This is a genomic window from Erythrobacter sp. R86502, from assembly GCF_042466465.1.
In the GTDB taxonomy this organism is placed as follows: Bacteria; Pseudomonadota; Alphaproteobacteria; order Sphingomonadales; family Sphingomonadaceae; genus Erythrobacter.
Genome location: NZ_JAXHCJ010000001.1, coordinates 1,827,882 through 1,845,516 on the forward strand (window position 1 = coordinate 1,827,882; position 17,635 = coordinate 1,845,516).

General features: G+C 62.7%; 26 protein-coding genes. 9 read left to right on the forward strand and 17 right to left on the reverse strand.

Annotation, left to right across the window (positions count from 1 at the left end; all coding sequences use genetic code 11):
* Positions 1–71: 71 nt before the first annotated feature.
* The 4 genes from pdeM (at position 72) to SJY33_RS08725 (ending at position 3,851) form a co-directional block, all read left to right on the forward strand.
* The gene (gene pdeM, locus SJY33_RS08710; protein ID WP_379922371.1) at positions 72–767 is read left to right on the forward strand and encodes a ligase-associated DNA damage response endonuclease PdeM; all 696 of its coding nucleotides are present in this window, start codon (positions 72–74) and stop codon (positions 765–767) included.
* A gap of 98 nt (positions 768–865) precedes the next feature.
* The gene (gene infC / locus SJY33_RS08715; RefSeq protein ID WP_379922372.1) at positions 866–1,384 is read left to right on the forward strand and encodes a translation initiation factor IF-3; all 519 of its coding nucleotides are present in this window, start codon (positions 866–868) and stop codon (positions 1,382–1,384) included.
* Between the two features lie 199 nt (positions 1,385–1,583).
* Entirely contained in the window at positions 1,584–3,017 is a 1,434-nt protein-coding gene (locus SJY33_RS08720) for an SLC13 family permease (protein ID WP_379922373.1), read from the forward strand.
* Positions 3,018–3,041: 24 nt separating this feature from the next.
* Positions 3,042–3,851: an SDR family NAD(P)-dependent oxidoreductase gene (locus tag SJY33_RS08725; RefSeq protein ID WP_379922374.1), complete on the forward strand. Its 810-nt coding sequence runs from the start codon at positions 3,042–3,044 to the stop codon at positions 3,849–3,851.
* Positions 3,852–3,970: 119 nt separating this feature from the next.
* On the opposite strand, the gene SJY33_RS08730 is transcribed toward SJY33_RS08725, so the two are convergent.
* On the reverse strand, positions 3,971–4,504 hold the full coding sequence (locus tag SJY33_RS08730) for a J domain-containing protein (RefSeq protein ID WP_379922375.1): 534 nt from the start codon (positions 4,502–4,504) through the stop codon (positions 3,971–3,973).
* A gap of 180 nt (positions 4,505–4,684) precedes the next feature.
* Between SJY33_RS08730 and SJY33_RS08735 the strand changes: the two genes are divergently transcribed.
* The gene (locus SJY33_RS08735; protein ID WP_379922376.1) at positions 4,685–4,834 is read left to right on the forward strand and encodes a hypothetical protein; all 150 of its coding nucleotides are present in this window, start codon (positions 4,685–4,687) and stop codon (positions 4,832–4,834) included.
* Between the two features lie 2 nt (positions 4,835–4,836).
* Here SJY33_RS08735 and pal read toward each other — a convergent pair whose 3' ends face one another.
* The 14 genes from pal to hisB all read right to left on the reverse strand — a co-directional run bounded on the left by pal (position 4,837) and on the right by hisB (position 13,405).
* Positions 4,837–5,355 carry a peptidoglycan-associated lipoprotein Pal gene (gene pal, locus SJY33_RS08740; RefSeq protein ID WP_379923556.1) on the reverse strand — a complete coding sequence of 173 codons (519 nt, stop codon included), beginning with the start codon at positions 5,353–5,355 and terminating at the stop codon, positions 4,837–4,839.
* Between the two features lie 32 nt (positions 5,356–5,387).
* A complete protein-coding gene (gene tolB, locus SJY33_RS08745) occupies positions 5,388–6,788 on the reverse strand; it encodes a Tol-Pal system beta propeller repeat protein TolB (RefSeq protein ID WP_379922377.1) in 1,401 nt (466 codons plus the stop codon).
* A 3-nt stretch (positions 6,789–6,791) separates the two neighbouring features.
* The gene (locus SJY33_RS08750) at positions 6,792–7,661 is read right to left on the reverse strand and encodes an energy transducer TonB (RefSeq protein WP_379922378.1); all 870 of its coding nucleotides are present in this window, start codon (positions 7,659–7,661) and stop codon (positions 6,792–6,794) included.
* A gap of 8 nt (positions 7,662–7,669) precedes the next feature.
* Positions 7,670–8,110: an ExbD/TolR family protein gene (locus SJY33_RS08755; RefSeq protein WP_379922379.1), complete on the reverse strand. Its 441-nt coding sequence runs from the start codon at positions 8,108–8,110 to the stop codon at positions 7,670–7,672.
* The gene (tolQ, locus tag SJY33_RS08760; RefSeq protein WP_379922380.1) at positions 8,110–8,820 is read right to left on the reverse strand and encodes a protein TolQ; all 711 of its coding nucleotides are present in this window, start codon (positions 8,818–8,820) and stop codon (positions 8,110–8,112) included. Before tolQ ends, SJY33_RS08755 begins: the two co-directional genes overlap by 1 nt.
* A 4-nt stretch (positions 8,821–8,824) precedes the next feature.
* Positions 8,825–9,289 (reverse strand): YbgC/FadM family acyl-CoA thioesterase, encoded by a 465-nt coding sequence (locus SJY33_RS08765; RefSeq protein ID WP_379922381.1) that lies wholly within the window; start codon positions 9,287–9,289, stop codon positions 8,825–8,827.
* A gap of 90 nt (positions 9,290–9,379) precedes the next feature.
* Positions 9,380–9,760 (reverse strand): histidine triad nucleotide-binding protein, encoded by a 381-nt coding sequence (locus SJY33_RS08770; protein WP_379923557.1) that lies wholly within the window; start codon positions 9,758–9,760, stop codon positions 9,380–9,382.
* Entirely contained in the window at positions 9,760–10,074 is a 315-nt protein-coding gene (locus SJY33_RS08775; protein WP_379922382.1) for a phosphoribosyl-ATP diphosphatase, read from the reverse strand. Before SJY33_RS08775 ends, SJY33_RS08770 begins: the two co-directional genes overlap by 1 nt.
* Positions 10,075–10,088: 14 nt before the next feature.
* A complete protein-coding gene (gene hisF / locus SJY33_RS08780; RefSeq protein ID WP_379922383.1) occupies positions 10,089–10,853 on the reverse strand; it encodes an imidazole glycerol phosphate synthase subunit HisF in 765 nt (254 codons plus the stop codon).
* Positions 10,853–11,149, reverse strand: a complete 297-nt coding sequence (locus SJY33_RS08785) for a hypothetical protein (protein WP_379922384.1) — start codon at positions 11,147–11,149, stop codon at positions 10,853–10,855. Before SJY33_RS08785 ends, hisF begins: the two co-directional genes overlap by 1 nt.
* A gap of 2 nt (positions 11,150–11,151) precedes the next feature.
* A complete protein-coding gene (gene hisA, locus SJY33_RS08790) occupies positions 11,152–11,880 on the reverse strand; it encodes a 1-(5-phosphoribosyl)-5-[(5-phosphoribosylamino)methylideneamino]imidazole-4-carboxamide isomerase (protein ID WP_379922385.1) in 729 nt (242 codons plus the stop codon).
* On the reverse strand, positions 11,877–12,503 hold the full coding sequence (hisH, locus tag SJY33_RS08795; protein ID WP_379922386.1) for an imidazole glycerol phosphate synthase subunit HisH: 627 nt from the start codon (positions 12,501–12,503) through the stop codon (positions 11,877–11,879). The genes hisA and hisH overlap by 4 nt, the downstream gene beginning before the upstream one ends.
* On the reverse strand, positions 12,496–12,792 hold the full coding sequence (locus tag SJY33_RS08800; protein ID WP_379922387.1) for a YciI family protein: 297 nt from the start codon (positions 12,790–12,792) through the stop codon (positions 12,496–12,498). The genes hisH and SJY33_RS08800 overlap by 8 nt, the downstream gene beginning before the upstream one ends.
* Complete coding sequence (gene hisB / locus SJY33_RS08805) at positions 12,785–13,405, reverse strand: imidazoleglycerol-phosphate dehydratase HisB (RefSeq protein WP_379922388.1); 621 nt, start codon at positions 13,403–13,405, stop codon at positions 12,785–12,787. The genes SJY33_RS08800 and hisB overlap by 8 nt, the downstream gene beginning before the upstream one ends.
* A 155-nt stretch (positions 13,406–13,560) precedes the next feature.
* Between hisB and SJY33_RS08810 the strand changes: the two genes are divergently transcribed.
* The 4 genes from SJY33_RS08810 to SJY33_RS08825 all read left to right on the forward strand — a co-directional run bounded on the left by SJY33_RS08810 (position 13,561) and on the right by SJY33_RS08825 (position 16,387).
* Positions 13,561–14,040, forward strand: a complete 480-nt coding sequence (locus SJY33_RS08810) for an SspB family protein (protein WP_379923558.1) — start codon at positions 13,561–13,563, stop codon at positions 14,038–14,040.
* Between the two features lie 4 nt (positions 14,041–14,044).
* Positions 14,045–14,470, forward strand: coding sequence for a hypothetical protein (locus SJY33_RS08815; RefSeq protein WP_379922389.1), 426 nt, complete (start codon positions 14,045–14,047; stop codon positions 14,468–14,470).
* Between the two features lie 48 nt (positions 14,471–14,518).
* Positions 14,519–15,169 (forward strand): guanylate kinase, encoded by a 651-nt coding sequence (gmk, locus tag SJY33_RS08820; protein ID WP_379922390.1) that lies wholly within the window; start codon positions 14,519–14,521, stop codon positions 15,167–15,169.
* Between the two features lie 117 nt (positions 15,170–15,286).
* Positions 15,287–16,387 (forward strand): endonuclease/exonuclease/phosphatase family protein, encoded by a 1,101-nt coding sequence (locus SJY33_RS08825; RefSeq protein ID WP_379922391.1) that lies wholly within the window; start codon positions 15,287–15,289, stop codon positions 16,385–16,387.
* 85 nt (positions 16,388–16,472) lie between these two features.
* Here the strand turns inward: SJY33_RS08825 and SJY33_RS08830 are convergent, their stop codons facing one another.
* Both SJY33_RS08830 and SJY33_RS08835 read right to left on the reverse strand, forming a co-directional pair.
* Positions 16,473–16,649, reverse strand: a complete 177-nt coding sequence (locus SJY33_RS08830) for a hypothetical protein (RefSeq protein WP_379922392.1) — start codon at positions 16,647–16,649, stop codon at positions 16,473–16,475.
* Between the two features lie 161 nt (positions 16,650–16,810).
* On the reverse strand, positions 16,811–17,635 hold the full coding sequence (locus SJY33_RS08835) for an SDR family oxidoreductase (protein WP_379922393.1): 825 nt from the start codon (positions 17,633–17,635) through the stop codon (positions 16,811–16,813).

The window sequence follows — 17,635 nt, forward strand, 5'->3', positions numbered from 1 at the left end:
ACCGCATCTGTGTGCGCAAAGGCCTTGCCAAATCGCGCTGCGCCCGCCAGTTGCAGCGCATGGTTCGCGCTATGTTCGCCCCCTTCGCCTTTGCCGGGCATGAAATGGCGCTCGGTCAGGGGCGCGCGCTTTACTGGCCTGCCGAACGTGCGCTGCTGGTGGCCGATCTGCACCTGGAAAAGGCCAGCTGGTTTGCCCAGCGCGGCCAGATGCTGCCACCGTACGACAGCCGCGACACGCTGGAACGGTTGGCAGATGCGGTGCGGATCACCGGCGCACGGCGGGTGATTACGTTGGGGGACAACTTCCATGATGATGCGGGCGCATTGCGGCTGGACGGACATTGCACCGGGATGCTGGAGGCGCTGACCCGGGCGCTCGACTGGGTGTGGATCACCGGCAACCATGACGAAGCGTTGCCGCGCGGGTTCGGTGGGACCATCCTGCCCGAACTGACGCTGGGCGGCATCACCTTGCGCCACGAAGCCCGCAGCGGAGAGACCGCGCCCGAGATGTCGGGGCATTACCACCCCAAGCTTCGCGTCAGTGTCAAGAACCGCCACATCGCCCGCCCCTGCGCAGTTATGGGTCGCGGCGCATCGGGGGCCGAACGAATGATCCTGCCGGCGTTTGGCACGCTGACGGGCGGGATGGATGCAGGCGCGCCCGAAATCCTGACCGCGCTTCAACCGTCGCGGCGGATAGATGCACTGGTGCCTGCAAGCGGGAAACTGGCGCGCTTTCAGCTTTGGCAGAGCGCTGCGTAAGACTCCACCTAGCGCTCGCCCCCGTTTCGCACTATGGAGCGCGCAATACGTAAGCCACAACAGGAGAACACCCCATATCACGTCCACCCCGGCGCTCGATGGCCCCGCCCGTAAAAAGCGGCCCTCGATTTGATAACATGATCAACGTCCCCAAGGTCCGCGTCATTGATGACGAAGGCGAAAACCTGGGCGTGATGTTCACCCGCGAAGCGATTGAGCAGGCCAATGAAAAGGGCCTGAACCTCGTCGAAGTGTCCCCCAATGCGGACCCGCCGGTGTGCAAATACCTCGATGTCGGCAAATTCCGCTACGAAGCGCAGAAGAAGGCCAACCTGGCGCGCAAGACGCAGAAAACCCAGGACATCAAGGAAGTGAAGATGCGGCCCAACATCGACACGCATGATTATGACGTGAAGATGCGCAACGTGACCAAGTTCATCGAAAACGGTGACAAGGTGAAGATCACGCTGCGATTCCGCGGGCGTGAAATGGCGCACCAGCACCTGGGCATGGATCTGCTCAAGAAGGTGCAGGAAGACGTCGCCGAAGTCGCCAAGGTCGAAGCCTTCCCGCGGCTCGAAGGCCGTCAGATGCTGATGGTGCTGTCGCCCAAGTAAGCGCGCCTGATCGGCACAGACATACAGCGGGGCGGATCGCAAGATCTGCCCCGTTTGCTTGTGCGCTGCCGATTGTCCATCCATTAGACCCGCGTGGCTGTGCCACTTGCCATTTCGCAGCGATGCGGCAGGCTTGCAGGCCTGTGCGCAGTGCTGATAGGTGGCACAAGGGGCCAGTATCCGGGGGACTATCACAGACATGACACCGCGCCGGATCGGCCTTGTTCTTGGCCCCTTGGCGCTTGCGGCAACGATCGCGTTTGCCCCGCCTGCGGGCATGACTGCGGGCGCCTGGTTGGTTGCAGGCCTGGTGGTCTGGATGGCAGCGTGGTGGATGACAGAGGCGGTGCCGCTGTCTGTAACCGCGCTGCTTCCCTTTCTGATGTTGCCGCTTGCCGGGGTGTCCACGGCTGAAGCGACAGCGAGCACCTATTATTCACCGATCCTGTTCCTGCTGCTGGGGGGAGCATTCATCGCGCTCGCAATCGAACGCACCGGGCTGCACCGCCGCTTGAGCCTTGCCATTCTGCGGATGGTTGGCGCGCAAGGCGGTGCGCGGCGGTTGCTCTTGGCCTTCATGATCGCTGCGGCGCTGTTGTCGATGTTCATATCGAACACATCGACCGCGCTGATCATGATGCCGATGGCGCTGGCGGTACTTCAAGGCGGCGCGGCCGCAGATGGCGACGCCATGCCCGCGCCTCCCGCATCGCAGGATGGTCTGGCAGGCGCGTTGCCCATGGGGATCGCCTTTGCGGCCAGTATCGGCGGACTTGGCACCATTGTCGGATCGCCAACCAATGCGATTGCGGTCGGTCTGCTGGACGAAATTACGGGCGTTCGCATCAGCTTTGCCGAATGGGCATTGTACGGTGTGCCGCTGGTAGTGCTCAGCGTGCCGCTAGCTGCGTGGATCGTGGCCCGCGTTCTGGATGTGGACCGCCACCCGTTCGACATCGCCGCTGCGCGCTCCACCATTGCCAGCCACGCTGTCTGGACCACGCCGGAAAAGCGGCTGGTTCCGCTGTTTGCGCTGACCTTTGCCGCATGGGTCACGCAGCCACTGGTTGCTCCGCTTCTGCCGCCCGGTTCCTGGACCGATGGCACCATCGCAGTGATCGCTGCGCTGGCGCTGTTCCTGCTGCCTGATGGCACGGGCCGCACGCTGCTCGAATGGAAAGAGGCCGAACGTGCACCGTGGAGCGTCATTTTCATGTTCGGTGGGGGATTGGCGCTTGCAGGGGGCATGCAGGCTTCGGGTCTTGCAGGCTGGGTCGGGCAGGCGCTGCTTCCGCTGGCGGATTGGCCGCTGGTGCTGGTTGCTTTTGCCGTGGTCGCGCTGGTGATCCTGGTGACCGAATTTGCCAGCAATGTCGCCACCGCCACGGGGATCATCCCGGTGATAGCCGCGCTGGTCGTGGCGCTGGGCGCTGATCCGGTGCTGCTTGCCATGCCGGCGGCGCTGGCGGCCAGTTGGGGCTTCATGCTGCCCGCAGGCACCGGCCCCAATGCCATTGCCTGGGCCACGGGCCGTATCCGGATCGATGCGATGGTCAAGGCCGGTGCCGTACTGGATCTGGCGGGCGTCGTGCTGATCGTGGGCGTGGTATGGGGTATAGCCGCGCTGATCTGACACCTGTGATTGAAGGAGAAGGCCATGACTGATCGCCGCAAACCGGTGTTTCTCGTGCTCGGCGCCGGAGCCGGGATCGGCGGATCGGCCGCGGCACGCTTTGCCGCGGGGGGGTATCATGCCGTGCTGGCGCGGCGAAGTGACGGCGAAGGCCTTGCCCGCATTGTCCGTCAGATCGAAGCTGCGGGCGGATCGGCCAGCGGAGCGCTGCTTGATGCAGCGCAGGACGGCACGATCGAAGACTGGGTCGAACGCACCGAACGCGACATTGGGCCGGTGCGGACAGCGCTCTACAATCTCGGCGCGCAGATCGGGAACCGGTCGCTGGATGACACGCCGCACCGCCGCTTCGAGCTCGGTTGGCGACTGGGCACCTACGGGGTCTTCCGACTGGCGCATGCCCTGTTCCCTCACATGGTCAGCCGTGCGCGGACGGGGGACCACGGCACGTTCCTTGTGACGTCTTCGACCGCAGCGGTTCGCGGCAATGCCGGGCAACACAGCCATGCCGCAGCCATGGGCGGGCGGCGGATGCTGTGCCAGACGCTCAACGCCGAATTCGCGCCGCAGGGCGTCCATGTCGCGCATGTCGTAGTCGACGGAGCGGTCAACGCGCCCGACACGCTTGGCAAGCTGCTGGGCGACCGCTTCGAGGAGTTCAAGCACGCCAAGGGCCGCGATGGCGTGATCGACCCCGCCGCGCTGGCCGATACCTATTGGCATCTTGCCCACCAGCCGCGTAGCTGCTGGACCCACGAAATCGACGTCCGGCCCTTTACCGACGTTCCGTGGTGGAACGACAACCCTGCATCACAGGGTGTAGGAGACACATGAGACACTGTCCTGAACAGGAAAACGGCCCCCCGCCAGCCGGTTCTGCTTCAGCAACAGTGATGATGGTCAGGCGGCTCATGGGCGCACGCTGTCACGCCTGCGCGAAGTAGGAAACTACGTCAGCCGCGCCACTCGCGGCGTTCTTCGGCCGCACGCAACACTTCGTAACTGGTCTGGATCAGCTGGAACTGCTTGGCCGCCTCGGCATCGCCGGGCTTTACATCGGGGTGAACTTCCTTGGCACGCGCGCGGTAGGCCTTCTTGACCGCATTGAAATCCGCATCGGATTCCAAGCCCAGCACTTCGAGCGCACGCATTTCATCCGCGGTGCGTGAACCGTCGCCCGATCCCGCCCAGCCGTAATGCGCGCTTTCGGCATAGCCCGCACTTTCCTGACGTTCGGTGTTCGCGCGTTCTTCCTTCTCGGCCTTGTCCAGACCTTCGAAATAATCCCACTTCGAATTGTATTCGGCCGCGTGCTTCTGGCAGAAATACCACCGTTCGCGGCTGTTGGGCGATTTGGGCGCCGGACAATTGCCGGGTTCCTCGCACCCATGGCGATCGCAGATGCGCACATTGGTGGCTTCCTGCGACGCACCATAGGGCCGCCAGCGGGGAAAACCCCAATCCATCGAACGGCGCGCCCCGCTCATGTGCGAATCCGCAGGCCGTTGGGCAGAATGTCGTTGGTCGATTGTCTCACGCCATCAATCTAGGCGCAGTGGCCGGAAAGGGAAAGGCATGAGAACACGGGAACCGGTTGCAATGTGAAATGTTGCATTGCGATACACACCCGATCCTGCCCATGGGCAGTCCACAGGAAGTCCGCAGAAATGAGCCCGCAACTGACACTTTCCAGCCTTTTCTGCGTGCTTGCGCTGGCCGGATTGTGCGTGGTGACATCGGCGCAGGATTTCCTGGCCGATCATCACTCAGGCTATGAACAGCAGGCCGAGCGTACACCCGGCCTGCAGCATGGCTGACGTCAGTTGATCAGCACGGATGCGGCACGGCGGTTCTGCGCCCATGCCGATTCGTTCGATGCCAGGGCAATCGGCCGTTCCTTGCCATAGCTCAGCACCTGGATGCGGTTTGCAGCCACGCCCAGGCTGACCAGATAGGCCTTGGCTGCATCGGCGCGGCGTTCAGCCAGCGCCAGATTGTATTCGCGCGTCCCGCGTTCGTCGGCATGGCCTTCGATGGTGAAGGTGATCTGCGGGTAACGTGCAAAATACTGGGCCTGCGCCTGCAAGGCGGCGGCATCCTGCGCATCGACGTTGTAGCGATCGGTATCGAAATAGATCGTGGTCGATGATCCGACAGCGCCGGCAAAGTGCGCCTGCGTACCCGGAACTGCGCCCGCGGATGTTCCGGGCTGGACGGGCTGCGCCGGCGCCGCGGTCTGCACCGGTTCCGGGGGAAGCGTTTCGGGTGCCTTCTTCGAGCACGCCGCCAGACCGGTGGCCGATGCCAGCAGCAGGATCGTGGCAGTCTTGATGTTCATCATGCAGGTTCCTTTCATTCCAAACAGGGTAGTCACGGACGGATCGGGCCCCATGCAGGGTCGGACGCGTCCACGGGCGTAGGCAGGCGGCGTTCGTTCTGGCCGGTCAGATCGACCTGCCAGATCCCCGATCGCCCGCTGTTTTGTTCGGTGCGGAAGAACTGGATGATGCGGCCGTTGGGCGCCCAAGTCGGGGCTTCATCCTGCCAACCACGGGTCAGCACGCGCATGCCGCCCCCGCTGGTGTTCATTACCGCAACGTTGAAATCGCCGGCGATCCGCGTGAACGCGATCTGGTCGCCGCGCGGGCTCCATTCCGGCGTGGCGCAGCGTCCGCCAAAGAAACTGATGCGCTTCTGGTTTGTGCCAACGGCATCCATGACATAGCATTGCTGGCTGCCCGAACGATCACTTTCGAACACAATCTTGCTGCCATCGGGCGAATAGCTGCCGCCCACATCAATACCCGGATTGTCGGTCAGCTTCACGCTGGCGCCGCCGGTGGCGGGAACACGGTAGATATCAGTATTGCCCGACACGGCCATCGAATACAGGATGTGCCGGCCATCGGGCGACCAGCGCGGGGCGATAGTGGGATTGCGGTTCTCGCTCACCAGCGTCTGTTTGCCGGTGCCGATGTCATAGACATAGATGCGCGGGTTGCCATCGACATAGCTGAGATAAAGGATCTTCGAATAATCCGGCGAATACCGCGGCGTCAGCGCGGTGGCGCTGCCCAGCGTCAGGAAGCGATGGTTCGCCCCGTCGCTATCCATCACCGCCAGCCGCTTCACCCGGCGGTCCTTCGGCCCGGTTTCGGCGATATAGGCGATGCGGCTGTCGAAGAACGGGCTTTCGCCGGTCAGCCGCGAAAAGATGATGTCGGAACATTTGTGCGCAGCGCGCCGCCAATCACCCGCGGCAACCACCCAGCCTTCGCGCACCAGTTCGTTCTGCAAGGCGACATCGTAAAGATAGCAGCCCACCACCAGCTTGCCATCGTCACGCGCGCGGACATAGCCGTGCACCAGCATTTCGGCGCCCTTCCCGCTCCACGTGCCAAAGGCAGGCGCGGTGATCTGCGTGAAGGCGGGCTGCGGCAGGCTGTCAGGGCCGACCGGCTTGAACAGGCCGTTGTTGCGCAGGTTGGCAGTGATCACACGCGCCACTTCGCGCCCCAGCGCGCCCGTTCCGGCGTCATTGGCAGGCGTGGGGCGTTCCCGATCGGTGGCAAAGGCGGGAATGGCGATGCCGATGTCCGACCACGCGCTTTCATCGGTCACGGTGCCGCGCAGCGGCCCATCGGCGCTTTCACCTTCCACCGCGATGCTTTCAACCGGCTGGTCGCTACCAATCGGCGCGCCCAGATCCTGCGCGGTGACAGGCGCTGCCATCAGCGCGGCGGTAAGCAGGAACACTATCTTCTTGGTCATGTGTCAAAGCCTTCGGTCGAATTGCCATTCGAGCGCCTTCCAGCGATCGTAGAACTGGTCCGGGAGATTGAAAGGTGCCGCAAGCTGAACCGCACGGATTGCGCGTTCGCAATGCACGCTGGCCTGTGGCCGATTGCTGGCGGTGATGCTGCCTTCGGTTGTCCGGCATGATGGGCGGCCACGCAAGGTGCCATCGGCATTGAGGTTCCAGGATACGATCGACACCAGTTTTTCGGTATCGACGCCCGACGGCGCGCTCCAATGCGGGCGCAGCTGGCGGGTGATCGCGGAAGACAGCGCGGCCTGTTCGGTCCGCCCGAACGCGGCTGCGGGCGCACGGGTTTCCTGCGTTGTTGTTGATGCGCCGCGCCCTTCGAGGAAATCGTCCCCGATCCGGCTGCCACCGCCGCTTCGGGCAGCGGGGCTTGCTGCGGGCTTGGGCGGGGTGCGGGCGGGCTGTGCGCGTTCACGATTGGGCGCAGGCTGCTGCGCCGCTGGTCGCGGCGCAGGCTTCGGCGTGACCCGCGGTTGCGGTTTGGGCTGCGGACGTGGCTGCGGTTGCGGCTGAGCCTGCGTTCTGGGCGGCACCACGGCGGGCTGCACCGCCGGTTCTGCACGATCAGCTTCGGGCGCGGGCGCAGGATCATCGGACAGCGTGGGCGCCGTGGCCGCACGGCTTTCGGGCACCGGATCGGGCGAGGCCGCATCCAGCCCCACCTCGGTCGCCAGACTGACCGTCATCCGTTCGGGAAAGACCGACACCTCGCTCCGCGCGGTCTGCATCAGCAGCACCGCCACCAGCGCGCCATGCAGCACGACCGCCGCGGCAAGGCCAACCTTTTCATCATTGCGGAACGCGCGCTCTGCCATCATCCCACCGATTATGGAGCCGAAACTGAACCGTCAGTGACCAGCGAGATCGACGTGAAGCCTGCCCGCCCTAATTCGCCCATCACGGCCATCACTCTGCCGTAATCAAGGCTGCGATCGCCGCGCAGAACCACCAGCGGTTGTTCTCCTCCGCGATCCAACGCTTCGAGCGCGGCTGGCAACCCGCCTGCAGGGACGGGTTCATCCTCGATATAGATGACCCCTGCCTGGTCGAGCGAGATGGTGATCTGGTCGGGGGTTTCCTCCACCGGCGCGGCGCGGCTTTCAGGCAGTTCCACCGGAACGCCCACCGCTGGCAGCGTGACTGTCACCATGAAGATGATGAGCAGCACCAGCATCACATCGACCAGCGGGGTGACGTTTATTTCCGCCATCGCGGCGCGGCGCATGCGCCTGGAGCGGCGGCCGCGTGAAGATACGCCCATGCCCATTACGCTCGGTCCAGCTCGCGGCTGAGACCCATATGCAGCCTGTCGGCAAAACGCTGGAGCACCGATTCATACCGGTCAACCGAACCGCTGAAACGGTTGTAGGCGATCACCGCCGGAATGGCGGCAAACAGCCCGATCGCGGTGGCAAACAACGCCTCTGCGATGCCGGGCGCCACCACTGCAAGGCTGGCGCTTTGCTGCGCGCCGATCTGGAAGAAGCTGGCCATGATGCCCCACACCGTACCGAACAGGCCGACAAACGGCGCGACCGACCCTACTGTTGCAAGGAAATTGAGCCGTCCGGCAAGCATGTCCGCTTCTTCGGCGATCTGGCTTTCCATCGCAGCCGCGATGCGCTGGCGGCTGGCATCGCGATCGACCGGCTGCTTGGCAGTGGATTTGCGCCATTCGTCAAGTCCGGCTGCCGCGACCCGTGCGGCAGGATTATCCTTGCGCGCCTGCTTCGTCAGCAAGGCATCGCGGTCACGCTGTTCCCAGAATTCTTCTTCGTAGGTACGCGATTTCTTGGTCAGTCCGCCGATCCTGAGCGAAAAGGAGACGATAATCATCCACACCCAGATGCTGGCAAGGATAAGACCCACCATCACGGCCTGCACGATGATGTCGGCCTGCAGGAACAGTTCGACCGGGTCGAGCCGGGTCGGCGTGGCAGCGGCGGCGGCGGCAGCGCTGAGCAATTCGAGCGTCACGGGTTCAGTTGTCCTCGTTCATGAAAATCTTGAAAGCATCCCGCCACGCAGCAGGTTGACGGCGGGGGCGGCCGTCCAGTGTGATGAAACCTACCCTGAGATGGGCTTCGCACAAAAGATCGTCTTCCCGGCGTGCCACCTGATGCATACGGCACGATGCCGCGCCAAGATCGGTGCAGCGGGTTTCGATCACCACGTCATCATCTAACCGTGCGGGGCGAAGGTATCTGAGATTGACCTCGGACAGCGCGTAGGCGCCGCCATCCCCGCCCTTGGCGCCGCTTTCGATCGCGGCGCGCTGATCGATTCCCAACAGGCGCAACAGATCGCTGCGGGCGCGTTCAAACCAGCGCAGGTAGTTGGCGTGATAGGTGATCCCGGACAGATCCGTATCTTCATAATAGACGCGCACCGCATACAGGTGCCGCGATCCATCAAGGATGCCGCCGGGAGGATTGGGAGAAATCATCAGGCGCCACCTAGCCTAGCACGGAATCGCTGCAAAGGGCGGTGTTTGCCGATACTCGATGAACGGCGCTGAAACGAGGGACGAGCGCGTTCAGCGCCTTGCGATCATCGGCCCCAGCGGCGCCCCGCCGAAGATATGAACATGAAGATGCGGCACTTCCTGCCCGCCATGCGCGCCGATATTCGCCATCAGACGATAGCCGGGTTCAACCAGTCCCTTGCTCCGCGCCACTTCGCCGACCGCGCGCACGAACCCGCCAATTTCCGCGTCGGAGGCCTTGGCACTGAAATCGTCCCAGCTGACATAATGCCCCTTTGGCACCACCAGCGTATGAATTTCAGCCTGCGGATTGATGTCTTCAAACGCGACCGCCCATTCGTCTTCATAGACCCTGTTCGACGGGATTTCTCCGCGCAGAATCTTCGCGAAGATATTGGTATCGTCATAGGGCAAGGTCGGGTCGATCGGCATCATTGGCTCCTTGCAGCTTTTTCGGCAAGACCGGACAACCCCTCGCGCCGGTCGAGTTCGGTCAGCACCGTGTCCAGCGCCACGCCTTTTTCCGCGAGCAACACCATGAGATGAAACAGCAGATCGGCCGCTTCGCCCACCAGTTCGTCCGCATCGCCTGCCAACGCGGCAATCACCGTTTCGGTCGCTTCCTCGCCTACCTTCTGGGCGATTTTTGTGACCCCCCTGGCGTGAAGCTTTGCGACATAGCTTGTGTCCGGCGAGGCGGTGAGACGTTGGGCTATCGTGGCTTCGAGGCGGGACAGGGTGTGCATGGCGTTTCTTTCGATCAAACCCCGCGCGCAGGCAAGCCCGCCGCCCGCAGCGCCGCGTGGGCTTCGGCGATGGTGTGCGTGCCGAAGTGGAAGATGCTGGCGGCCAGCACCGCGCTGGCGTGACCTTTCGTTACCCCTTCGACAAGATGGTCAAGGTTGCCCACCCCCCCGCTGGCGATAACTGGCACGCTGACAGCGTCGGCAATTTCGCGGATCAGCGCAAGATCATAGCCGCGCTGCGTGCCGTCCCCGTCCATTGACGTCACCAGCAGTTCGCCCGCGCCCAGATCGGCCACTTTCAGCGCATATTCCACCGCGTCAATCCCTGTCGGCTTGCGCCCGCCGTGGGTGAAGATTTCCCAGTTCCCGCGCGGTGTGCGGCGCGCATCCACGCTGGCGACAACGCACTGGCTGCCGAACCGCGCGGCGATTTCGCCCACCAGTTCGGGCCGCGCCACCGCTGCGCTGTTCACTGCGACCTTGTCTGCGCCTGCCAGCAGCAGCGCGCGCGCATCATCAGCGCTGCGCACCCCGCCTCCCACGGTCAGTGGCATGAAACACACTTCCGCGGTGCGCCGCACCATGTCGAGCAACGTCCCGCGCCCTTCGTGGCTGGCCGAAATATCGAGGAAGCACAGCTCATCCGCGCCCGCCGCGTCATAGGCGCGCGCCTGTTCGACCGGATCGCCAGCGTCTTTCAGGTCGACGAAATTGACGCCCTTGACCACGCGGCCATCGGCAACATCAAGGCAGGGGATCACGCGGATACGAACAGTCATCAGGCAGGGCTCAACGTAACGGTCATTTCAGGTTCCTCGGGCGGGCAGTCTTCGCCTTTGCAAGTCAGATCATCTTTCGCGCCGTGGATCACGGCGGGCCAAAGGCAACTGACGAAGAACGCCCCTGCCATGCCGTAAACCAACCCGTTCCTGCCGAAGCGCGGCACAAGAAAACGGTCCGCCATCAAGGCCAGCGCCAGAAAGACGATGATATTGACAAGCGCAATTTCGACCGTGCCAACCGTCACCCCCGCAAGGAAGGTGAGGCACAGGAAAAGCAGGCCCATCAGGCGCATGGCTAGTCCCGCGCACCCATCGCGATCGCGGCTGTCAGATCAAGCCGCCCTTCGTACAACGCGCGGCCCGTGATTACGCCTTCGATGCCTTCGTGAGCGTGAAGCGCGAGCATGTGGATATCGTCCAGCCCCTTCACCCCGCCGCTGGCGATTACCGGAATATCGACCCGGCGGGCCAGATCAACCGTGGCTTCGATGTTCACGCCCTTCAGCAGCCCGTCGCGGCCAATGTCGGTGAAAAGCAGCGAAGCAACGCCCGCATCCTCGAACCGGCGGGCGAGGTCGACCACAGGCACATCGGACACCTCGGCCCAGCCCTCGGTCGCGACCATGCCGTCTTTCGCGTCGACCGCAACGACGATGCCGTTCTCCCACTCGCGGGCCATGTCTTTCACGAAAGCGGGGTTCTTGAGCGCTGCCGAGCCCATAACCACCCGCGCCACGCCAAGGTTGAACCAGCCTTCCACCGCCGCGGCATCACGGATCCCGCCGCCCAGCTGGACATAGCCGGGGAAGGCTTCGACAATCGCTTCTACCGCCGCCCGGTTGCGGCTTTCGCCCGCAAAGCTGCCATCAAGATCGACCACGTGGAGGTGCTCTGCACCTGCGTCTGCGAAGATCAGCGCCTGTGCGGCCGGGTTATCGCCATAGATCGTGGCGCGGTCCATATCGCCTTCCGCGAGACGGACGACCTGACCGCCCTTGAGATCGATTGCGGGGAAGATGATCAAGGATACCACTCCAAAAAGCGCCGGAGCGTCGCCAGCCCGTAAGCCTGGCTCTTTTCCGGGTGAAACTGCACGCCAATGATGTTGCCCTGCGCCACGGCAGCCACCAGCCCTTCGCCATGATCGGTCATCGCAGCGACATGGTGCGGATCGGTCGCGGCGAAATGATAGGAATGGAGGAAATAGGCTTCCCCTTCTTCGATCACCGCATGATCGCGGGCGTGCGGCATTGCGGCGACGTCGTTCCAGCCCATGTGCGGAACCTTGATTGCAGGATCGCTGGGCGCAATCAGCCGCACCTCGCCCGGCACCCAGCCAAGACCGGGAGTCTCGCCATGTTCCAGCCCGCGGTCGGCGAGCAGTTGCATGCCCACACAAATACCCAGAAACGGCGCGCCGCCCACCATCACCCGCTCTGTCATCGCCTCGACCATGTGCGGGATTGCGCGCAAGCCTTCGGCGCAGGCTTTGAAGCTGCCAACGCCCGGCAGAACGATCCGGTCAGCAGCCCGCACGACATAGGGATCGGCGGTAACGGTCACATCAGCGCCGGCGGCTTTCAGGGCATTGTGGACCGAATGAAGGTTGCCCGCGCCGTAATCGACCAAGGCGACCACTTCAGCCATGGAACGCCTCCAGTCCGGGGAAGTCGTAGCGGGGCACCCATTCGGTGATGGTCAGATCAGCCAGATTGTTACTACGGAAAGGGTCTGTTTCCAGCAGCGCCTGCGCTTCGTCCCGGCTTGCAGCCTTAACGAAGATCAGCCCGCCATCGCGCGGTTCGCGCGGGCCCCACGCCAGGAAATGTCCGCTATCCTGCCCGGCGTTAAGCCACGCCAGATGATCGGTCAGCGCCGCATCGATCCGTTCGATGGGCACGGTATAGGTCAACGATGCGATGAAGATGCTAGCCACCCAGCTGCCCCTTGGTGCTGGGCACGGCTTCGCCCTTGCGCGGATCGCGTTCCACCGCCTGCCGCATGGCGCGGGCGAAACCCTTGTACAGGCTTTCGCAGATGTGGTGATTGTTGGTGCCGTACAGCAATTCCATATGCAGCGTGATCCCGGCGGATTGCGACACCGAATGGAACCAGTGTTCGATCAATTCGGTGTCCCATTCACCCAGCTTTTCCTGCGTGAACTTCGCCTTCCACACCAGATAGGGCCGCCCCGAAATGTCCAGCGCCACACGGCTAAGCGTTTCGTCCATCGGCGAATAGGCCGCGCCGTAGCGGCCAATCCCTGCCTTGTCGCCCAGCGCCTGAGCGATCGCCTGACCTAGCGCGATGGCCGAATCCTCGGTGGTGTGGTGCTGATCGACATGCAGATCGCCCTTCACCTTCATCGTCACATCGATCAGCGAATGACGGCTGAACTGTTCGACCATGTGGTCAAGAAAGCCGATACCGGTGCTGACATCATACGCGCCCGTCCCGTCAAGATCGACGGAAATGGCGATGCTGGTCTCGGTGGTGTTGCGCTCTACCGAGCCGGTGCGCGGATAGGTTTGGGCAGGGGTGATGGGCATAGCCGCGCTATAGTCCGCTTGGCAGCCAAGACAAGCATGACGCGCACGTCGCAGCATGGGGCGGCCAATCGCGTGCGATAATGGCCCACTGCCAGTGCGATGTTGGCGCAAGGGGCTTGACCAACCACGCGCACGGCGTCACCAATCACAGCGATATGAACAGTGATACGCCCGACAGCCTGATCCCCTATGACGAGATCGTTCAGGAAGCCCTGCGCGCCGTCGTTGGCCGGGTGCTTGGTACGATCGTCAGCGGCGGCAGCATGCTGCCCGGCGACCATCACTTTTACATCACGTTCAAGACCGGCGCGCCGGGTGTCTCGATCCCGCCGCACCTGCGCGAACGGTTCCCGGACGAGATGACGATCGTGCTGCAGAACAAGTTCTGGGATCTCGAAGTGCTCGCACACAGTTTCTCGGTCGGCCTCACCTTCAATCAGGTGCCAGCGAAACTGACGATCCCCTTTGCCGCCATCACCGCCTTTGTCGATCCGGCGGTCGATTTCGGCCTGCAATTCCAGGCAGCGGTCGAATTGCTCGAACCCGAAGCGCACGAAGACGCCGAAAACGATGGGCCGGACACCGATCCTGACGGTTCCAATGTCGTCTCGGTCGATTTCGGCAGAAAGAAGTAACGACATGGCGCGCAAGACAGGCATTGGTTCAGGCAATCGCCCCTTGCGCGGTGCGGATGCGGGAATGCGCGACGGTGCAGGCAAACGATCCGACCGCAAGCTTCCCATGCCCAGCCCCGTCACGGGCACCAATCTGGTGATCGCCGATGTGGTGCTGCGGGCAGCGGGCGGCATCTTGCGGCGTCGTCTTCAAAAAAGCATCGCCGCAGAAAGCCATCGCGCGGGCGAACCGGGCCGCGACAAGGCGGAAAAGATGATCGAAAACCGCGGTGTGATGTCGACCATCGCCTTGTGGGGCGCAAGCCGTGTGGCGCGCAAGTCGCCGCTCGGACTGGCCATGGTGGTGGGCGGCTTTGCAGCCAAGGTCTTCTATGATCGCGGCAAGCATCTTGAACCGAAGCGCAGCCCGCGCCGCCGCACCCGGCGTTAATCCTCATCGCAGCTTGATTTTCGGTGCCCTGATGGTGCAACGGAGCCTATGGGCGACACTGCACACCAATCCGACGATACCCTCCACCGGCGGGGCCTGATGTTCATTCTGTCTTCGCCATCGGGCGCAGGCAAGACAACCCTGTCACGCATGCTGCTGGCCAAAGATAGCGAGATCAAGCTTTCGGTGTCCGCGACCACACGGCCCCCGCGACCCGGTGAGATCGATGGGGTGCATTATCATTTCGTCAGCAATGCCGAATTCGATCAGATGGTCGAAGAAGACGATTTCTACGAATGGGCGCACGTCTTTGGTCAGCGTTATGGCACGCCCAAGGGGAAAATCCGCAATGCCTTGAAGGAAGGGCAGGACTTCCTGTTCGATATTGATTGGCAGGGCACCCAGCAGCTGTTTCAGAAAGATCAGCAGGATGTGGTGCGGGTTTTCATCCTGCCCCCTTCGATCGATGAACTGCATCGCCGCCTTGCCGGCCGCGCAACCGACAGCGACGTGGTGATCGCCGCCCGCATGGAACGCGCCCGTGCTGAAATCAGCCACTGGGACGGGTACGATTACGTCATCATCAACGATGATGTGGATGTCTGCTTTGAAAAGGTTCACGCGATCCTCGAAGCGGAACGCATGAAACGCGCACGTCAGACCGGCCTGATCCCCTTTGTGCGCGGCCTGATGGCCTAATCGGCTCAGCACGCCGGCCACATATCCGACAAAAATCGTCAATGGCCTATTAGGCCAGTGTTCAAACGCATTTTGCCGCGATAATCGCCGTGTTTCGACTGGCAGAAGGCAGTATCCGTGCACCGACAAAGCAAGATCCGGCTTGGCCTTACGATCATGACCATCACGATCGCCGTACTGGCTCTTATCGTATCGGCATTGAGCGTTACCGATTCGAACGAATGGTGGATCAGGATCTGGGATTTTCCGCGCATCCAGATCCTAGTGGTGATCCTTGTCACCGCGGCCGCCATCAGCGTGTTGAACTGGCGCCGGTACTGGTGGCTGGCCGCCGTTTTGCTGATAGCCGCCGCATGGCAATTTTACCGCATAATGCCCTACACCATCCTGCACCCGACCGAAGTCGCCATGACCGCCAAGGCGCAAGGCGATCCTGCGTGTTTCTCGTTCGTGTCGCTGAACGTGCTGCAGACGAACCGCCAGTATGATCGCACGCTGAAGCTGCTGCGCGAAACCAACCCCGATGTGCTGCTGCTGCTGGAGACCGACGCGGCCTGGCAGACGGCGCTGGAGCCCATCCTCTCGCAATACCCATCGCGCCTCGATCGGCCGCTGGACAACACGTATGGGCTGCTGTTTGCGACGCGGTTGCCGATGGCGTCTGGGAAGATCGAGGATATTGCCGAGCCTGATACGCCGTCGATGACTGCGCAATTGTCGGTCAACCGCCCCTTCACCTTGATGGGCCTGCATCCGCGCCCGCCGCATCCGGGACAGGATACCGAAGAACGCGACGCCGAAATCCTGATTGCGGCGCGCCGCGCTGCGCGGTTGGGCACGCCCGTTGTCGCGATTGGCGATTTTAACGATGTGGCCTGGTCGAACACTTCGCAGACGTTCAAGCGGATCGGCAAGTATCTTGATCCGCGCATCGGCCGCGGCACCTATGCCACCTTCCCATCAAAGATGCCGTGGCTGGCATGGCCGCTCGATCATATTTTCATGACCGAGGATTTCACCCTTGGAGAAATCCGGGTGCTTGAGGATGTCGGCTCTGACCACCGCCCGGTTTACGGACGCGTGTGCCTGACACCGCGTCAGGGTGAACTGCGCAACAAAGAACCCGCGGCAGTCACGCGTGACGACCGCGAAACCGCCGCCGAAGTCATGGACGAATACCGCGAGGATCAGGTCGAAGAGGCGCGCGGCGAAGACTGATACTGCGAAATCATCCGGTCGGACCGGCTGCACGCTCCTACAAAAAAGGGCCACCGGATCGCTCCGGTGGCCTTTTTGCTGCGCCTCATTCGGGCGGCGGCAATTCGTCAGGCCCGCGGCCCGGCTCGTCAATATCGGGCGGCGTTGGCGTCGTTTCTGGCGGCGTGGGTTCGGTCGGTTCGACGATCGGCGGCGGCGGAGTTTCGGCCGGGGGCGTGATCGGATCAATAATGTCGGGCGAGGTTGGGGGGATACTGGCCATGATCTGTCTCCATGCAATCAGGAGTGGTTGCCCGGGGAATAATCTCGGCCGCGCGAAAATGTGCCCTTTGCGCTGTGCCGTTGGTCGTGTCTCCATGCCGGTTGGGCTGCGACACATGCAAAAAGGCCGCCGGATCGCACCGGCGGCTTTGGTCGCGTCATTCAGGATGGGGCGGTTAAATTTTCGCCGCCCGGATCGGCAAAGTGCTTGGGCAACAGCGCATTGACCACCCCGCCATCGACGGTAAGCGTTTCGCCCACGACATAGTCGCCCGCACGGCTGCACAGGTAGATCGCGGCCGCCGCCATGTCTTCGGCGGTGCCGATGCGCTTGGCCGGGATGCCCGATGCACTGGCATCAGGCGCGTCCTTGGCGGCCTTGTTCATTTCGGACGGGAAGGCGCCGGGTGCGATCGACGTGACGATGATATTGTCCTGGATCAAGCGTGCCGCCATCCGCCGTGTCAACTGAATGACTGCGGCCTTAGACGCCTGATAGGCATAGGTTTCCCACGGATTGATCCGCTGGCCATCGATCGAAGACACATGGATCACCTTGGCCGGGCGCCCTTCCTTGCCGCCTGCAACAAGCAGATCGTGCAGCTTCTGCGTCAGGAAGAACGGGGTCTTGACGTTCAGGTCCATTGTCCGATGCCATCCGGCTTCGGAAAATTCGAGATAGGGCTGACCCCATGCCGCACCGGCGTTGTTGATGAGAATGTCCAGCCGGCTTTCACGCGACTTCATTTCATCCGCAAGCGCGATCATGCCGTCCATCTGGCTGAGATCGGCAGGAATACCGATGACGCGGTCTGCGCCCAGCTCGTCAATCGTGTCCTGCAACTGATCGCGTTTGCGCGCCGAAATATACACCTTGGCGCATCCGGCGGCGAGAAGACCTTCGACGAACATTTTGCCAATCCCGCGGCTGCCCCCGGTGACCAGAGCAATGCGCCCTTCAAGACTGAAAAGTGATTGAATATCCAT

Coding starts and splice junctions, on each gene's coding strand:
- pdeM (WP_379922371.1), top strand. CDS start 72: ATGTTCGCCCCCTTCGCCTTTGCCGGGCATGAAATGGCGCTCGGTCAG.
- infC (WP_379922372.1), top strand. CDS start 866: ATGGCCCCGCCCGTAAAAAGCGGCCCTCGATTTGATAACATGATCAAC.
- SJY33_RS08720 (WP_379922373.1), top strand. CDS start 1,584: ATGACACCGCGCCGGATCGGCCTTGTTCTTGGCCCCTTGGCGCTTGCG.
- SJY33_RS08725 (WP_379922374.1), top strand. CDS start 3,042: ATGACTGATCGCCGCAAACCGGTGTTTCTCGTGCTCGGCGCCGGAGCC.
- SJY33_RS08730 (WP_379922375.1), bottom strand. CDS start 4,504: ATGAGCGGGGCGCGCCGTTCGATGGATTGGGGTTTTCCCCGCTGGCGG.
- SJY33_RS08735 (WP_379922376.1), top strand. CDS start 4,685: ATGAGCCCGCAACTGACACTTTCCAGCCTTTTCTGCGTGCTTGCGCTG.
- pal (WP_379923556.1), bottom strand. CDS start 5,355: ATGAACATCAAGACTGCCACGATCCTGCTGCTGGCATCGGCCACCGGT.
- tolB (WP_379922377.1), bottom strand. CDS start 6,788: ATGACCAAGAAGATAGTGTTCCTGCTTACCGCCGCGCTGATGGCAGCG.
- SJY33_RS08750 (WP_379922378.1), bottom strand. CDS start 7,661: ATGATGGCAGAGCGCGCGTTCCGCAATGATGAAAAGGTTGGCCTTGCC.
- SJY33_RS08755 (WP_379922379.1), bottom strand. CDS start 8,110: ATGGGCATGGGCGTATCTTCACGCGGCCGCCGCTCCAGGCGCATGCGC.
- SJY33_RS08765 (WP_379922381.1), bottom strand. CDS start 9,289: ATGATTTCTCCCAATCCTCCCGGCGGCATCCTTGATGGATCGCGGCAC.
- SJY33_RS08770 (WP_379923557.1), bottom strand. CDS start 9,760: ATGCCGATCGACCCGACCTTGCCCTATGACGATACCAATATCTTCGCG.
- SJY33_RS08775 (WP_379922382.1), bottom strand. CDS start 10,074: ATGCACACCCTGTCCCGCCTCGAAGCCACGATAGCCCAACGTCTCACC.
- hisF (WP_379922383.1), bottom strand. CDS start 10,853: ATGACTGTTCGTATCCGCGTGATCCCCTGCCTTGATGTTGCCGATGGC.
- SJY33_RS08785 (WP_379922384.1), bottom strand. CDS start 11,149: ATGCGCCTGATGGGCCTGCTTTTCCTGTGCCTCACCTTCCTTGCGGGG.
- hisH (WP_379922386.1), bottom strand. CDS start 12,503: ATGGCTGAAGTGGTCGCCTTGGTCGATTACGGCGCGGGCAACCTTCAT.
- hisB (WP_379922388.1), bottom strand. CDS start 13,405: ATGCCCATCACCCCTGCCCAAACCTATCCGCGCACCGGCTCGGTAGAG.
- SJY33_RS08810 (WP_379923558.1), top strand. CDS start 13,561: ATGAACAGTGATACGCCCGACAGCCTGATCCCCTATGACGAGATCGTT.
- SJY33_RS08815 (WP_379922389.1), top strand. CDS start 14,045: ATGGCGCGCAAGACAGGCATTGGTTCAGGCAATCGCCCCTTGCGCGGT.
- gmk (WP_379922390.1), top strand. CDS start 14,519: ATGGGCGACACTGCACACCAATCCGACGATACCCTCCACCGGCGGGGC.
- SJY33_RS08830 (WP_379922392.1), bottom strand. CDS start 16,649: ATGGCCAGTATCCCCCCAACCTCGCCCGACATTATTGATCCGATCACG.
- SJY33_RS08835 (WP_379922393.1), bottom strand. CDS start 17,635: ATGGATATTCAATCACTTTTCAGTCTTGAAGGGCGCATTGCTCTGGTC.